Here is a 15,897-nt window from a genome sequence, read left to right as displayed (position 1 = left end):
TGGGGCGATCGCTATCGCCGCCGCCGGGGGCGCACAATGCCAAACAGCAGCCACAGGCCAAAGAAGCTGGCTGCTGCAAACAAAACAATGCTGAGAATCTGCCCCTGGGGCGACTGACGGCCCGTGGCGACGATCGCCGCTCCCACAATCAGCGCGGCCACCACAATGCTAAACGACTGGCGGGTAGAGGCCTCGTCGAGGCTGCGGCGCAGGTCATCAACCCCCTGGATATTGAGGTTAAAGGTTAGCTGCTCAGAGCTGAGGCGATCGAGCAAAAAGCCTACCTGGCGCGGCGAGCTCAGCGACAGGTTGCGAAACTCCAGCCCCGTGCGCAGCAGCGCCAGCAGTGGATCGTCTCCCACCAGCTGCTGACGGAACAGATCGGCCATCAGTGGACGCACTTCATCAAGCAGATTGACGCCGGGGTTGAACTGGCGGGTCGCCCCCTCCAGGTTGGCCAGCGATTTGGTAAACAGCCCTACATTGGCGGGCCAGCGCAGGTTGTTGCGAATGCCCGCCGCTAAGATTTCACCAAAAATTTCGGCGGTGTTGATCTGCTCCAGGCTAAGGCCGTAGTAGCGACCCAGCAGGCGGGTGTAGTCACTCTCCAGCCGGGCTAGGTTAACTGGCTTCAGGGGCTCGGCCAGCTGTAGGGTGAGCTGGGCGCAGCGCTGGGCATCACAGTTGGCAATAGCCAGCACCATTTCGGTCATCGTGGTGCGGGTGCGCGGGTCCATGTGGCCCATCATGCCGCAGTCGAGCAGGGCCAGGCGGCCGTCGTCTAGATAAAAGATGTTGCCGGGGTGAGGGTCGGCATGAAAGAAGCCGTCGACAAAATACTGCTTAAAGAAGGCTCGAAACAGCAGGGTAGTAGCCTGCGACCTTAGCCCAACGCTGTCGCTATGGACGTCTTCGGCCCGCAGGTCGGCCTGAAGCAGGGGGGTACCCTCCAGCCACTCCATGGCCATGATCTTAGAATTGGTCAGATCCCAGTAGATTTCTGGCACGATCAGCTGGCTGGCGTTGTACCAGGCGCTTTTGGAGAGGTTGCGGCGCAACTGATCGGTGTAAGCTGCCTCGGTAGTGAAGTCGAGTTCGGCGTTGAGGGCGTCGGCAAATTCTTCAGCCAGTTCAACCACGTTGTAGCGCTGGCCAAACTGGGTCGCTGACACCAGACGAGCAATGTCGCGAATTAGGGTCATGTCGCGCTCGACCTGGCGTTCGATGCCGGGGCGCTGCACCTTGAGGGCCACCTGTCGGCCATCCTTAAGCACGGCCTTGTGGGTTTGGGCGATGGAACCCGCCGCGATCGCGCCATACTCCAGCCGTTCAAACAACTCCTCGGGGGGCTGGCCCAAGTGGAGGCGAATGTGGGTTTCGATCTCCCTGGGGTCTACGGGGGGAACCGTGCTTTGCAGGGCACTCAGCTCTTCAATGTAGGCGGGGGGCATGAGGTCGGGGCGGGTGCTCAACAGCTGCCCCAGCTTCACGTATACCGGCCCTAGTTCGGTCAAAATATTGCGCAGCACGGCGGGGGGCGGTAGCTCGGGCTCGTCGGCCTGCCCACCCATTAACAGTCGCCGCATGTAGTCCCAGCCGTGGCCCAGTACGACTTCGACGATTTCTTTTTGTCGGGCTAAACGAGACGATGAAACCATTGCCAACTGAGATACAGATGGATCGATGCTAACGCAATCACATTAAGGCCTTGTCGCTGGCGATGGTTTCAGGGCCGACCGACCTGAGTGACTATTGATAAACCTGCGGCAGGACGGCCCGTACCCGGTGCTATGATGCTTGGGCGCTGTCGGTTCCGGTGGGGATCAGCCACTGGAGATAACGGGGAAAGTGCAGTGTAAGTCTGCCGCTGTCCCGCAGCTGTGAAGCTTTTTAATGTTCAACCCAATACTGGTTTGAACATTAAAAGAGCTAAGCCAGAACGCCCGCCGATCGCCGCTGCTGTTCTTTTTTCGTCTGCGAGGTACGGATGAATTATTGCTTTTCTGTCCTGAGGTCTATCGGGGCTAATGGGTTGTCGAATCGGCTGGGGCGCGGGGCGGTGGGGGCGATTCGCGGAGCGTTCGGGAACCGACTCGGAACGAGTATCCCTGCGGGAATCGCGGCCCTACTGCTGCTGCCGCTCCCCAGTCTGGCCCACCATCCGCTGGGGGGGCGAGTGCCCGCCACCTTTGCCGAGGGCTTTTTGTCGGGCCTGGGGCACCCTGTGATTGGGCTTGACCATCTGGCCTTTGTGGTGGCGGCAGGACTGCTGGCGGCGGTCAGCGCCTGGGGCATTGCGATCCCCGTGGTCTTTGTGCTAACCGCAATGGTCGGCACGGGGCTACACCTGGCTGAGGTCACGCTGCCAATGGCTGAGCTGGTGATCGCCGGTTCGGTGCTGGGGTTTGGTGTGCTGCTGGCGTGCAAAGATCGACCCCAAAGTGCAGTCGTTGCCGGGCTGGCGGCGATCGCAGGGCTCTTTCACGGGTTTGCCTACGGAGAGGCGATTTTTGGGGCTCAAACCATGCCGCTGGTGGCCTACTTAGCCGGTTTTACGGCGATGCAGATGGCGATCGCGATCGCAGCCTTTTGGATCGGGCGACAGCTGAGCCAGCGGCTAAATGCGGTCTACATACAGCGCACCGGGCTGGTGATTTGCGGCGTTGGCGCTACCTTTTTGGCGACGGCGCTGCTGGGAGCCTTGCTGCCTGCTTAGACCAAATTCTTGTGGATTTTTCCCTAAAGCTGAGTAGGGGCAAACACCGTTTGCCCCTACTTCCTTGCTCTCTAAAACGCTTCTAGCTGCGCAGGGTGACCCCAAACTGCTTTTCTAGGGCGGCGCGCACCTTCTGGTGGACTGGGTCGACGCTGTCGTCAGTTAAGGTTTGCTCTGGGGAGCGATAGACCAGGCGAAAGGCAAGGCTGCGCTGGCCCTCAGGCACGGTTTTGCCCCGGTATTCGTCAAATAGGGCCACCGATTCCAGCAGTTTGCCCCCGGCTTTGGTCATGGCAGTGGTCAGGTCGGCCACCGATACCTCTAGGGGGGCGTAGAAGGCCAGGTCGCGATCGCTGGCCGGGAAGGTCGAGTAGGCCGCAAACTTGACCGACTTTTGCAGCACCGGCACCAGGCAGGTCGCCAGCGCCGACCAGTCGAGCTGAAACACATACACCTCGGCGGGCAGCTGACGCTGCTGACGCAGTTGGGGGTGGAGCTGGCCAAAGCGACCCAGCTCTAGCCGCCCCCGCACCCACAGCGATGCCGTGCGACCGGGGTGAAAGCGCGGATCGGTGCTGTCGGCACGGTAGTCGACCGCCAGCCCCAGGCGATGGAACACGCTGTCTAAAATGCCCTTGGCTTCGTACCAGGTAAGGGGCTGGTCTTGACCACTGGTCACCCACTGACTCGACCGCCCGTCGCCGCCAACAATGCCGCCTACCGCCTCGGCCTCGTGGATGCCCTCCTCGTCCTGCCAGAAAATATGGCCGATCTCAAAGCCGTTGAGAGGGCCGTTGCTCTGGTTGAGGTTAAAGGCGTAGGCCTCGATCAGACCGTCAACCAAATCCTGCCGCAGGGCCGAATATTCAGGAAACAGGGGGTTGGCCAAAGTGACCTGGCGATCGCTGGTGGGCTTGGTCAGCGAGTAGTGCAGCAGCTCGGTCAGCCCCGCCGCCCGAAAGGCCTCTCGCAGCCGTCGGCGCAGGGCTGCCTCCACCGAGAGGTAGCCGCCTACCGCCTTTTGGGGCAGAGTGTCGGCAAAGTGGTTATAGCCGTAGAGGCGGGCCACTTCTTCAATCAAATCGACCTCGCGCTCCAGGTCGCGGTAGCGGTAGGCGGGCACCGTCACGGCCCACACCCCTGCGTCGTCGGTGGGCGCTACCCGGCAGCCCAGGGTTTCGAGCAGCTGCTGAATGGTTTCAGGCGGCAACGCTTGAGGCGTATTGCCCAGATTGACCACCTTCCCCAGCAGCTGAGTCACCCGGTTTAGCCGTAGGGTCAGCACCCGTTCAGGAATCGTGGCTCCGAAGGCTGTCGTGCCCACGGTTTGGGCCACCACGGTAGCCCCGGCCAGCTCCTGAAGTAGCTGGAGGGCGCGATCGCAGGCCAGCCCCAGCTCGGCCGGGTTGACGCCGCGCTCGTAGCGAGCTGAGGCCTCAGTGCGCAACCCCTGGCTGCGGGCCGACTTGCGAATCGCCGCCGCGTCAAAAAAGGCGGCCTCTAGCAGAATAGCCTGGGTGCCATCGTGCACTTCGGTGGCTTCACCACCCATCACCCCGGCCAGGGCCACGGGCTGATCGTTAGCGGTAATCAGCAGCGTTTCGGGCTGCAGCTGGCGCTTCTGGCTGTCGAGGGTGACCAGAGTTTCGCCGGGCTGGGCGTAGCGGACGCCCAGGGTTAGGCCATCGTCGGTCATGGGCAGGCGATCGCGATCAAAGGCGTGCAGTGGCTGCCCCCACTCCAGCAGCACGTAGTTGGTAATATCCACCACATTATTAATGGGGCGCGTGCCCGCCGCCACTAGGCGCTGCTGCAGCCACTGGGGAGACGGTCCCAGCTGAATATTCTTCAGCACCGTACCGATGTAGATCGGGCAGGCTTTCTCATCGGTAAGGGAAATAACCGGAGCCGCCGTACCCTTGGGCACCGTTGGCCGTTGAATAACGGGCAGGCGCAGCTCCGCTCCGGTAATGGCTGCCACCTCACGGGCAATGCCGACCATACTCAGGGCATCAGCCCGGTTAGCGGTAGAGGTGACATCTAAAATAACGTCGTCGAGACCCAGCAGGGGGCGCACGTCCTGCCCCAGTTCTAGCTCATCGGCCTCAAAAATGTGAATGCCCTCCGAATCCTTCGCCAGCCCCAGCTCGGCTAGGGAGCAAATCATGCCCTCGGAGGGCACGCCGCGCAGCTTGCGAGGTTTAATGGTGAGATCAACTACTGGTAAATGCGTATCTACCGTCGCCACCGCCACATAGATATCGGCGCGCACATTGGCGGCTCCGCACACTATAGTTGACCTATCGGCCTGGCCAATATCCACCACACAAACGCTGAGCTTGTCAGCATCGGGGTGCGGGGTGCGATCTACCACTCGACCCACCACCACGCCATCGGCCCAGGTGCGTCTATCTTCAATGTCTTCTACCTCAAAGCCCGCCATCGTCAGGGCATCGGCTAACTCTTGAGGAGAAAGCTGGACAGTGACGTATTCGTTGAGCCAGTTGAGAGATATGCGCATGGTAGGGCTAGTTTGACCGCTAAAAAAAGCTGAAACGCTGTGGTTTAAATCTCATTCAAGTCCAGAAGTGGAGTTCTGTCGGTGGAAAAACTACAGACCCCAAGCTGGACTTGGTATATTGCCCAAACATTCTACCCCGTGGGCATTGCATCTATCCAAGGGCAATTCTGGCCCAGCAGAGTGCTGACGCATAAGGAAGCATGGGGATCAAGGGTTCATCGATTTTTCACATTTCACCGCGATTTCGGGCGGAAGTATATATCCCTGTGGGTGAATGCTATAACCCCTCTCTGAAAGAGGGAACAATTGGGGTAATGTGGCATTACCGTATGGGACCGGCCCTCACAACTCCCGCATCGTCGGCGTTGTGGCTTCCCATCTAAATTGCCCCGCTGCTGGTTAACTCAACCCCAGGCGTGGTCTTCGGGCCTCGTCTAGATATCCACCATCCTGGGCCGCATGAGCTACTGCATTCAACCCGACTGTTCAAAGCCAAAAAATCCCCCCACGCTCAGCCATTGTCAAAGTTGTGGGGCCGAGCTGCTGCTGCGGGGCCGTTACCGAATGATTCGCGCCCTGGGCCGGGGCGGCTTTGGTGCCACCTTTCTGGCCCGCGATGAGCTGCTGCCGGGCAAACCTCCCTGCGTGATCAAACAGCTGCGTCCGTCGGCTGAGGCTCCCCACATCCTTGAGATGGCCCGCGAGTTATTCAAGCGGGAAGCCAAAATTTTGGGCATGATTGGCAACCATCCCCAGCTGCCCCGTCTGCTTGACTATTTTGAAAGCGGGCAAGAGTTCTTTTTAGTGCAGGAATACATCAACGGCCTCACCCTGCAGCAGGAGGTCAAGCGCGGTGGCCCCTTCACCGAAGCGGGGGTGAAGCAGTTTTTGAGCGAAATTCTGTCGATGGTGCAGTACGTTCACGACAACCACGTCATTCACCGCGACATCAAACCAGCCAATATCATTCGCCGCGACCAGGATAAAAAACTGGTGCTCATTGACTTTGGTGCGGTAAAAGACAAAGTCAACCCCGCCCAGGCCGCCAACTCTGACCAGACGGCCCTCACCGCCTACGCCATTGGCACCCCCGGCTACGCACCGCCCGAGCAGATGGCCATGCGCCCGGTATACGCCAGCGATATCTACGCCCTGGGGGTTACCTGCATCTACCTGCTGTCGGGCAAGGCTCCTAAAGATCTCAATTATGACCCCAACACAGGGGAACTGCTGTGGCGCGAGCAGATCCACATCAGCGACCACTTTGCTGGGGTGCTGCAAAAAATGCTGGAGATTTCGGTGAAGCACCGCTACCAGAGCGTAGAGGCTATTCACCGGGACCTAGATTTAGAGCCTTACATGGAAAGTTTGGCTCAAAATATGGCCTTCCCCTCGGCAGTGGGGCCTGCGAGCAACGGGTTTACTAACGGCAGTGGGCCAGTCAGCGGTGCTTCGGGCCATGCCGCTATCAGCAATTCTGGCGGGTCTCCCTCGTCGCGCATGGCGGCAGCCATTCGGGCACGCCGCGAGCGATCGCACTCGGGGGCCAAGAGTGTCGCCCCCCTGATCCCTAGCCGCAACGGTACACCTTCTCCGCGGCCAAAGGTGGCCCCCGCCACCCTGCTCACCTCCGAGGACGTCAAGCAAAAATACACCAAGGGGCGGCGCGACTTCTCGCTGCAAACCTTCAAAGACCTCGACTTGCAACGTACGCTGCTGGTCGAGGCCAACTTCAACCAGTCCAAGTTGCCCAGCGCCAACTTTCAGGGGGCCGATTTGAGCAACGCCAACTTTGGCCGCGCCAACCTCAGCCGCGCCAACCTCCGCAACGCCAAGTTGATCAAGGCCTACTTCCACTACGCCAATTTAGAAGGAGCCGACCTGCGGGGGGCCAATCTGGCTCACGCCTGCCTTTCTAACGCCAACCTGCGGGGGGCAAACCTCTGCGGGGCCGACCTCACAGGCGCGCTGATCTCAGACGATCAGCTGGCTATGGCCCGCACCAACTGGTCTACAGTCATGCCCAACGGTCGTCGAGGTGTGCTCTAGGTAGTTCTTCCGACTGAATTTACTGGGGCAGGGCGGCGGCTTTTGGCGGCGGGGAACTGGCCTTAGCACCTTCAGCGATTTCAGTCTCTATCACGGGGTGGGAGGCGTTGCGCAGGGCTACCAGCGCCTCTTTAATAATGACCGCAGCCGGGACGGCCACGATTACTCCCAGCAGGCCGCCCACTCTGGCCCCCGACAAAATGGCGATGAAGACCCAGAACGGGTTGAGGCCGGTGACGCTGCCCAGCACCCGAGGGGCAATGCCGTTTTCGACCAGCTGCTGCACGATGACGGCAGAGACCAGCATGGGGATGGCAATTTTAATGTCGCGCAGGGCCACCAGCAGGGTTACGACGATGACGCCGACGGTGCCGCCAAAGGGCACCAGGGCCAGCAGCCCCACGGTGAGGCCAAACAGCGACCCAAAGGGCACGTTGAGCAGGCCAAAGATAATTGTCAGGGCGGTGCCAAAGCAGCTGGCGACTATGAACTGCCCTAGAAAGTAGTTGCGAAAGCTCTGCCTCAGGGTCTCTGAAAAGGGCTGCTGTAGGCGAGACGGCAGCAGGCCCACAACTCCCCCCCAAACCTCTTCGCCGTGCTGGAGCAGGTAGAAGGTCAGCACTACGGTTAGCACCACGTCGAGCAGCTTGTTGGCGGTAAACACCGCTACGTTAATGGTGAGGTTGAGGGCTTCGCCTGCGATCGACTGAATTTCGCGCTTGAGGCGATCGCTGGTGAGGGTAATAATGCCGTCGAAGTTGATCGGCAGGCCCCATTCGGCCAGCTTACCGTCGAGCATCATGAGCTGGGTTTTGCCCGAGTCGAACCAGTCGGGCAGGCGCATTACCAACTGCTGGCCCTGGTCGATGACAAAGGGCAGCACGATAATCGCCAACCCCGAAAACCCCACCAGCGCCAGCACCAGCACCAGGGTAGCCGCCAGCCCGCGCTTGAGCCCGAGGGTTTCGAGGCGACCCATGGGGTAGCTGAGCAAAAAGGCGAGCAGGCCTGCAATCAGCACCGTCACCAAAATGGAGCGAAAGTAGCCAAAGATAATGGACGCTGCCCACACGTTGAGCACCACCAGGGGGGTGGCCAGCAGCACCAGCAGCGACTGAGCTATGGGGCTGAGCTTTTCCCACCAGCGGGCTAACCAGCTGGTAGCGATGGGCTCGTTGCCTGGTGTTATACCGTACTCCATAAAATTGCGTAATGTTGGCTTGGGTCAAGGGGGGGCGGCCTCTGTGGCCATCTACAGCCTACGGCAAAGTAGCGGATTTCAGGCTCAGGCGATCGCTCTTTTTTGAAGCGGGCGTCAAGGTTTCTACTGGCACTAGGCACCCTAGGCGGTAATATGTAAACGATTTAAAACAAACTCTCGCCCAGCTACACTACGTCCAGCTTGGAAGCTGTGGTTTTCCCCCCGGTAAAACCGCTTCTGGCGTTGGATTTGGCTCAGTAGCTGAGTTCAATATCAGTTCAGATTATTCTTTACGCTAGTCACCCTATGCTCGCTTCCCACCCCCGCCCCACTACGGGCATCACCCTCAAACAGCCCCATCCCCAAAAGGTGCTGGTGCTGGGCGACAGCCTGGTATACGGCTTTGGTGATCCTGAGGGGGGTGGCTGGGTCGAGCGCCTGCGCCGCCTGACAATGGCCCCAGGGCGCGAGGGAGCCGTGTTTTACAACCTGGGAGTGCGGGGCGACGGCGTCAGCCAGGTAAAACAGCGCCTTGACCACGAGTTTCGCTACCGGGGTGAAATTCGCAATCGAGTACCCGACCTAATTGTGCTGTCGGTGGGCCTCAACGACTCGGCTCGGGTTGGCAGCACCCTGGGGCGCAACCGCACCGATTTTGATCAGTTTCAGGGGCAAATAGATGACCTACTCTCCCAGGCGCGGCGACTGTGCCCAGTGCTTTTTGTAGGTATGACGCCGGTAAACGAGCAGGCCATGCCCTTCTCGGAGGTGCTCTACTACACCCACAGCGATCAGTGGCGCTACCGCGAGGCTACTCGCCTGGCCTGCATGAGCCACAGCATTCCCTACCTAGACGTGCTGAACCTGTGGCTGGGTCGGGGTGAACCCTGGTGGCTGCCGCTGCTCTCGGCGGATGGACTGCACCCCAACGTGGCGGGCTACCGGGCGCTGCTGCACGATATCTTGAGCTGGGATGCGTTTCAAGCTGCGGTGGATTTACCCGCTGGTCTTGCTTAGACCCCTAGTCGAGGCAGCCTTCATCTAGCTCCGGGGCGGTTACGGGCGGTAGGGTAGCCGGTTGAATGGGGCGACCCAAAATCATGCCTTGGGGGCGAGTTTGGGAGCGATTTTGAGGTTGGCTTTGCACGCGGGCCGCGAGCGGCTTTTGCGGTGGGGTGTCTTCACACAGGGCCTCGACCTCGACCTCGACCAGCATGTCGGGGTTCATAAGAGCCGGGATTTCGACGGTAGTATTGACCGGAGGGTGAGCGACAAACAGCTCGTGGTGGGCACGGGCTACCTCTGGCCAATGGTTCATGTTGGTGATGTAAATGCGGGTTCGCACCACATCGCTGAGGTTGGCCCCTAACTCCTGTAGGGCCTGCTGAATGATCTCAAAACAGCGATGGGTTTGGGCATAGGCATCGCCGGGGGCAAAGGTGTTTCCCTCGCCATCACTGGGGGCGGTACCGGAGACAAAAATCTGCTGACCCACCCGCAGCGCCCGGCAGTAGCCGACCTTCTCTTCCCAAGGAGTACCCGAAAACGCCCGCTGCCGCGCCATTGCTATTTCTGTTGTAAAAACAGCCCTAGCATACCTTTATTTCTAAAGTTATGTAGGTACCGACAGGGAGATTGGGGAAAGCGACTTACGGAGATATTGGACAAGCGACCGTTTTCCCCTACGGAATACCTGTTTTGATCCGGGGTTTTTGAACTCGAACTTGGTATGAGCTAAAAGGGAGATTAATTGAGCATCAGTCTTCAGTAGCCAGGTTTAAATAGGATGAGAATGATGTTCTTTCCTCAAGGCTGAGGCGCTGGGGGCGCATCGTTTTGACGTCCACAAATAGACCTTTTTGAGCACCCTCCGCCGCCAGCACCTGGTTGCCATTGTAGAACCGAAACTGCATTACCGCTGAGGCATTGCGCAGCTCGGACAGCCACATTTGGGCCTGGACGCGATCGCCCAAATACAGCGGCAGTTTGTAGATAATGTTGGTCTCAACTAAAACGGGCGCGATTCCCTGCTTGAGCACGTCGTGAATTGGCATGCCAATGGCTTCTAGCAGCTTGATGCGGCCAATTTCCATCCAGTGAATATAAACAGAGTTGTTGACGTGTCCAGCAAAGTCAATTTGATAGGTGTAAATATCCAGATCGTAGATCAGTTTTTTCATAGCCTACTCACCGCAGGAAAATGAATCGGTTCAAGTCACCACCCAGTGACACGGTATCATGGTCACTGAGTGGTGACAAGCCAGCGAGAGGCCCCCGAGAGAGGATGTATGGCGCGCGACAAAGAAGAGACTAAGGCCCGCATTTTGGCCGCCGTCGGCAGGCTATTAGCTGAATCTGGCTTTAAAAGCCTGGGAGTGAATGCGATCGCCCGTGAGGCCGGGGTCGATAAAGTCTTGATTTATCGATATTTTGAGGGGCTGCCGCTGCTGCTCCAGAGTTTTGCGAAAGAGGGTGACTACTGGCCCTCAGTGGATGAACTGGTTGGGGATGAGTCTGCGACTGACGCTGAAACCCTGGCCGACTGGATGGCCTATCTGCTGTCAAGATTTTCAGCCCAACTGCAGGAGCGCCCCATGACCCAAGAAATTTTGCGGTGGGAACTGCTAGAAGGCAACGAGCTAACCCGCGAACTAGCCAACGTGCGGGACCGATTTGCCCTGGACAGCCTGAAGTTTTTAGAGGAGAAAGGGTCTTTTCCCCCAGACAAAGATATCCCAGCCATTAGCGCTGTTCTGGTAGCGGGGGTGGTTTACCTGATGCTGCGAACTAAGTCTAGCAGCACGTTTATGGGCATCGACTTTAGCTCGCCTGCGGGCTGGCAGCGCATTCAAGCTGCCCTCGATACCATTGTGCAGCTCACCGTTGACGGCAAACCCTGAAGTCTATTGGAGGCGTCGACCAAGGGTTCGTCTGATTGTTAAATAATGGGCAGCACAACGCCCTCGTAAATTTGCTCGATAGGGCAAGAAACTCCAATGCTATCGAAGGAAATAAGGTCTCCGGTTTGATAGGGGTAATACAGCCACAGCCGCCCTTCACCCCGGCGGTAAATTTCCACTGTCATGGCCGTCGAGTCTATCAGCCCGTACTCTTGCAGGCTAGGCAGCGTGCGATATTCCTCAAACTTTTTGCCCCGATCTAATGCCTCGGTGCCAGGAGACAGCACCTCTACGACTAAACTGGGATGCTGAATGGCATCCACAGCTAAAATATCGCGTTGATCGCAGCTCACCACGAGGTCAGGATAACGGTAAATGCGGGCCATAATTTTGACCTTGGCATCGGCTACGTTACCCCGATAGCCCTGTTGTTTCAGGTATGGTCTGAGCAAGGTATAGAGGTTGAGAGCGATGTCGTTATGGGGCAGAGTTCCCCCCGTCATCGCTACAACTTCGCCGTTGACATATTCATGGCGCAGCTCCTGGGACGGCTCCCAAGTCAGATAAGCCTCTACGGTCATTGCAGAAGAATGACTTGATACGACCATAACGCCGCCCTAAACCGTCAACGCTAATCTAATCTACTAGGCCAGCACCTTAGCTGGCGACAGCGTCAGCACGTCAACACCATCTTTGGTTACCACCACGGTGTGCTCAAACTGGGCTGAAAGGGAGCGATCGACGGTAATTGCCGTCCAGCCGTCGACCAAAACCTCAGCCTCGTAGCTGCCGATATTGATCATCGGTTCGATGGTGAAGACCATGCCGGGGCGCAGCTTTTTGCCCTTGCCCTTTTCGCCGTAGTGGGGAATTTGCGGCGCAGCGTGGAAAATGCGGTGTACCCCGTGGCCAACGAAGTCGCGCACTACCGAATAGCCCTCGCCCTCAGCGTATTCTTGAATAGCGGCCCCAATGTCGCCCACCCGTGCACCGGGCTTGACGGCGCGAATGCCTCGCCACATGGCTTCTTCGGTGACCTCAACCAGGCGGCGGGCGGCGGGGGCCACATCGCCCACTAAGAAGGTGCGGCTGGTATCGCCGTGGTAGCCGTCGAGAATGGGGGTGACATCGATATTGATGATGTCGCCATCGCGCAGTACGTCTTCACCGTTGGGGATGCCGTGGCAGATGACTTCGTTGATGCTGGTGCAGATGGAGCGGGGAAAGGGCATCACCGTACCCGCATAGCCCAGCGGAGCGCTTTTTGCGCCGTGCTTTTGGGTCCAGGCTTCGGCCAGGTCATTCAGCTCTTGGGTGCTGACGCCGGGCTTAACGTAGGGAGTCAGGTAGTCGAGCAGCTTGGCGGCAAGCTGGCAGGCTTTGCGCATACGCTCTAGCTCGCGGCTAGAGAGCAGAGTAATGACTTCGGAGGGTTGCTTTTGTTCTTCCACGGTGTGCCTGAGTCTGAGTTACGGGGCGGGTGCTACAGGCCGCCTGATTTTAGAGTGCACAGTTACGGGGAGTTTGAAACGCCAGAGTGCAAGAATCGTAAGCTTTTCCCGAAATGCGCGGCCAAAATGCCAGCCTGAAAATATTAATCCTTAGTATAGCGCTCTGCGGATGGGGGGAAGGTCTAGGGTTTGAGGTTTAGGGTTCAAAGGTCGCCCCTGCGTCTGAAACCCTAGTGCTCAATCGCCCCAGAGGCGGCGGCGGGCGGGGCCTTGGAGGCGATCGTGCGCGTCACGCAGTAGGGTGGGGATATCGAGCTGTTCGGGGCAGCGGGGCAGGCAGTCGCCGCAGTCGGTGCAGCGGTTGGCCTTGCGACCGGGGAACCAGTGGCCGGCGTTCTCAAACATGCGGTAGCGGTAGGTGCCGAAGGGCTGCATGTCGTAGGCCACCGCCAGATTTCTCAGCCGCAACACTTCGGGAATATTGATGGCTTCAGGGCAGGGCAGGCAGTCGTAGCACTGGGCGCAGCGATCGCTCCCTAGAGCCGCAAGTTCCTGCGCCGAGAGCCGTTCGAGGGCGGCGAGTTCGGCAGCGGTGAGGGGTTGGGTGCGATCGCCCAAAGTTTCTAAAGTTGCGAGTTCGGCAGGTACGGCGGGGCCGGTGCTCAGGGTGGTGATGCGTGGGTCGGCCAGCAGCCAGCCGTAGGTGAGTTCCAGCGGGGTGAATGGGGCGCAGAGTTGCTCAAGCAGGGCGGGCGGAGTGTAGAGCATGCCGCCCTTGTCACCGGGGGAGATGATGAAAATGCCCATGTCGCGATCGGTAGCCAGATCGAGAACCGGGGCATGGCGCTGAAAGAAATAGTAGTAGTGCAGGTTAACAAAATCGAACTGGTCGGTGGCGATCGCCCCTTCAATCACCTCCCGGCTGCCGTGGCTCGAAAACCCCACGTGGCCAATGCGCCCCTCGGCCTGAAACCGCCGCACTGCCGCCATACAGCCTCCGGCGTCGCTCACCAAGGCCAAGTGGTCGGCGGTATTGACCCCGTGCAGGGCAAGACAGTGGATGTGCTCAAGCCCCAGCCGTTCTAAGGAATCCTCCAGGCGCTGAGCCATCGTGGCGGCGTCGGGCTGGGGCGGAATTTTGGTGGTGATCACCAGGTTGTCTGGCACTGCCACCGTCTTGAGAAAGGCCCCTAGCCAGCGCTCGCTGGTGCCGTAGCCCTGGGCGGTTTCGATGTGGTTGATGCCCAGTGCTAAGCCAGCGCTTAGGGTGCCGCAAAAAGTTTCCTCAGAACCTAACGCGCGCATGGTGCCGAGGGAGAGCACCGAAAGCTTGAGATTCGTGCGACCAAAGCGGCGGTAGTCCATAACCAGATGTGAGGTGTAGGGTTGAAGGTCTAAGGGACGGCCTTAAACCCTGGACCTTCAACCTTATACCCTAAACCCCGTGCTCTACGAGTCGGAGCTTTCGAGCGTGTCGTTACTGGTAGAAGACTTGCCCCGGTGGCTAAAGTCGGAGGGGTTGATGTTGGCCAAAAATGCTTGAAAGGCCTGCTTTTCGGCTTCGTCGGCATCGCGATCGACCGGAATGGAGGCTTCGGCAATCACCTCCTCCATGACCCAGATGGGGGCGTCGAGCCGCAGGGCAATCGCGATCGCATCGCTGGGGCGCGAATCTAGCTCGCGACGAATTTCGCCCCGGGAGAGGGTAAGCAGCGCGTAGTAGGTATTGTCTTGCAGGGAGTGAATTACGACCCGATCTAGGGTCATATCCCACTCGTCGAGCAGGTTGACAAACAGGTCGTGGGTGAGGGGGCGAGGAGCGGGCTGGTTTTCGAGGACTGCGATGATGGAGTTGGCCTGCTCACGGCTGATGTAAATGGGTACCTGGCGGCGATCGGTGGTGTCCCTGAGCAAAATCACCGGAGTTCGCGACATCGCATCTAGGGCAATCCCGGCGACTCTCATTTCAATCATTGGCTTGGCCTCTTGGATCCGTTGACTGGCGTGCTCTAGCGTTCTTGTCGGCCTGGAAGCGATACCCTTACCAGTGTACTGGGCCGATTGCGTACCGGGCTATTGGCGGCAGTTTGACAGGAGCGAAATGGAGAAATCTTAAAGCAGCTATTGATTTGAAGGTGCTTGTCTAGTCTATCGAAAGCTTGGCTATTGGCTGATTGAATCTGGGCTAGTCTAAAGAAAAAAATGACTACTTTAAGTATGCCCCGATCGCGTCTGCGGTAGTCTGCATTCTCCCTAAGAATTTCCTTAAGGTTACGATCATGTTTACTGGACTGATTCAGACCACGGGTACGCTCTTTCACAGGGGCGATACCCAGGTTTATGTTCGCTGGGAAGCAGCATCCCTGCCCCCGGCTCTAACCGATGTAGACCTGGGTGACAGCATTGCCGTAGACGGCATTTGCCTGACGGTAGAAGCGAGTTTGCCCGACGGCTTTGTGGCGGCGGTTTCGCCTGAAACCCTCGATCGCACCAGCTTGGGCAATTTGCCCGACGGCAGCCGGGTCAACCTGGAGTCGTCGCTGCGGGTGGGCAGCAAAATCGGCGGTCACTTTGTCACCGGCCACATCGACGGGCAGGGCCACCTAGAGGCCGCGATCGAAACCGACAACGCCTGGAAGCTGAGCTTTACGGTGGGCGATCGCAGAATTGCCCGCTACATCGTGCCCAAGGGCAGCATTGCGGTGAACGGCATCAGCCTGACGGTGGCCGACTGTAGCCCCAGCGGCAATTGGTTTGCCGTGGCGGTAATCCCCGTGACCTACCACGAAACCACGCTGCAACACCTGCGCCCTGGCCAGGCGGTGAACCTGGAGGGTGACGTGCTGGGCAAGTACGTGGATAAGTTTATGGGGGGTACAGACAACGCCCCAGCGGGCAACAGCGTTTCGCTGGAGTTTTTGGCAGAGCATGGCTACTGAGTTGGCCAGCCCATACAGCCCGTTCTGGGGCTAAACTTGCTTTGTTATAGTCGTAGTCATATTGGTTAAAATTCGTAATTAAGACGCTCGCAAAGCCACAAAACGTTTGGGCCTTCGAAC

Annotated in this window: 14 protein-coding genes and 1 riboswitch; of the genes, 5 read left to right on the top strand and 9 right to left on the bottom strand. The window is 58.7% G+C overall.

Features of this window, described 5'->3' with window-relative positions; genetic code table 11:
- Window positions 1–11: 11 nt before the first annotated feature.
- Window positions 12–1,658, bottom strand: coding sequence for an AarF/ABC1/UbiB kinase family protein (locus tag IQ265_RS06890; RefSeq protein ID WP_194051836.1), 1,647 nt, complete (start codon window positions 1,656–1,658; stop codon window positions 12–14).
- A 133-nt stretch (window positions 1,659–1,791) separates the two neighbouring features.
- Window positions 1,792–1,966, top strand: a riboswitch (cobalamin riboswitch).
- Window positions 1,967–2,032: 66 nt separating this feature from the next.
- On the opposite strand from IQ265_RS06890, the gene IQ265_RS06885 reads away from it, so the two are divergent.
- Window positions 2,033–2,716, top strand: a complete 684-nt coding sequence (locus IQ265_RS06885) for a HupE/UreJ family protein (RefSeq protein WP_228037645.1) — start codon at window positions 2,033–2,035, stop codon at window positions 2,714–2,716.
- A gap of 82 nt (window positions 2,717–2,798) precedes the next feature.
- Here IQ265_RS06885 and pheT read toward each other — a convergent pair whose 3' ends face one another.
- Window positions 2,799–5,237 carry a phenylalanine--tRNA ligase subunit beta gene (gene pheT / locus IQ265_RS06880; RefSeq protein ID WP_194051832.1) on the bottom strand — a complete coding sequence of 813 codons (2,439 nt, stop codon included), beginning with the start codon at window positions 5,235–5,237 and terminating at the stop codon, window positions 2,799–2,801.
- A gap of 459 nt (window positions 5,238–5,696) precedes the next feature.
- Between pheT and IQ265_RS06875 the strand changes: the two genes are divergently transcribed.
- Complete coding sequence (locus IQ265_RS06875; RefSeq protein WP_194051831.1) at window positions 5,697–7,286, top strand: serine/threonine-protein kinase; 1,590 nt, start codon at window positions 5,697–5,699, stop codon at window positions 7,284–7,286.
- Between the two features lie 19 nt (window positions 7,287–7,305).
- Here the strand turns inward: IQ265_RS06875 and IQ265_RS06870 are convergent, their stop codons facing one another.
- On the bottom strand, window positions 7,306–8,487 hold the full coding sequence (locus IQ265_RS06870; RefSeq protein ID WP_228037644.1) for an AI-2E family transporter: 1,182 nt from the start codon (window positions 8,485–8,487) through the stop codon (window positions 7,306–7,308).
- A gap of 306 nt (window positions 8,488–8,793) precedes the next feature.
- On the opposite strand from IQ265_RS06870, the gene IQ265_RS06865 reads away from it, so the two are divergent.
- Window positions 8,794–9,504, top strand: a complete 711-nt coding sequence (locus tag IQ265_RS06865) for a GDSL-type esterase/lipase family protein (RefSeq protein WP_194051829.1) — start codon at window positions 8,794–8,796, stop codon at window positions 9,502–9,504.
- A gap of 4 nt (window positions 9,505–9,508) precedes the next feature.
- Here IQ265_RS06865 and IQ265_RS06860 read toward each other — a convergent pair whose 3' ends face one another.
- Window positions 9,509–10,051 carry a RidA family protein gene (locus IQ265_RS06860; protein ID WP_194051827.1) on the bottom strand — a complete coding sequence of 181 codons (543 nt, stop codon included), beginning with the start codon at window positions 10,049–10,051 and terminating at the stop codon, window positions 9,509–9,511.
- Window positions 10,052–10,244: 193 nt separating this feature from the next.
- Window positions 10,245–10,667 carry a thioesterase family protein gene (locus IQ265_RS06855; protein WP_194051825.1) on the bottom strand — a complete coding sequence of 141 codons (423 nt, stop codon included), beginning with the start codon at window positions 10,665–10,667 and terminating at the stop codon, window positions 10,245–10,247.
- Window positions 10,668–10,775: 108 nt separating this feature from the next.
- Here IQ265_RS06855 and IQ265_RS06850 point away from each other — a divergent pair, with 108 nt between their 5' ends.
- On the top strand, window positions 10,776–11,387 hold the full coding sequence (locus IQ265_RS06850; protein WP_194051823.1) for a TetR/AcrR family transcriptional regulator: 612 nt from the start codon (window positions 10,776–10,778) through the stop codon (window positions 11,385–11,387).
- A 38-nt stretch (window positions 11,388–11,425) separates the two neighbouring features.
- On the opposite strand, the gene IQ265_RS06845 is transcribed toward IQ265_RS06850, so the two are convergent.
- From IQ265_RS06845 to IQ265_RS06830, 4 genes are all read right to left on the bottom strand, one after another.
- Window positions 11,426–11,968 (bottom strand): Uma2 family endonuclease, encoded by a 543-nt coding sequence (locus IQ265_RS06845; RefSeq protein WP_228037643.1) that lies wholly within the window; start codon window positions 11,966–11,968, stop codon window positions 11,426–11,428.
- A 63-nt stretch (window positions 11,969–12,031) separates the two neighbouring features.
- Window positions 12,032–12,838 carry a type I methionyl aminopeptidase gene (gene map / locus IQ265_RS06840; RefSeq protein ID WP_194051819.1) on the bottom strand — a complete coding sequence of 269 codons (807 nt, stop codon included), beginning with the start codon at window positions 12,836–12,838 and terminating at the stop codon, window positions 12,032–12,034.
- 237 nt (window positions 12,839–13,075) lie between these two features.
- Entirely contained in the window at window positions 13,076–14,203 is a 1,128-nt protein-coding gene (locus IQ265_RS06835) for an aldo/keto reductase (protein ID WP_194051817.1), read from the bottom strand.
- 84 nt (window positions 14,204–14,287) lie between these two features.
- On the bottom strand, window positions 14,288–14,812 hold the full coding sequence (locus IQ265_RS06830; RefSeq protein WP_194051815.1) for a bifunctional nuclease family protein: 525 nt from the start codon (window positions 14,810–14,812) through the stop codon (window positions 14,288–14,290).
- Between the two features lie 305 nt (window positions 14,813–15,117).
- On the opposite strand from IQ265_RS06830, the gene ribE reads away from it, so the two are divergent.
- Window positions 15,118–15,777, top strand: coding sequence for a riboflavin synthase (ribE, locus tag IQ265_RS06825; RefSeq protein ID WP_194051813.1), 660 nt, complete (start codon window positions 15,118–15,120; stop codon window positions 15,775–15,777).
- Window positions 15,778–15,897: the final 120 nt, after the last annotated feature.

It is taken from the genome of Nodosilinea sp. LEGE 06152 (assembly GCF_015207525.1).
Lineage (GTDB): Bacteria > Cyanobacteriota > Cyanobacteriia > Phormidesmidales > Phormidesmidaceae > Nodosilinea.
This window is presented reverse-complemented; position numbering and strand designations above follow the sequence as displayed.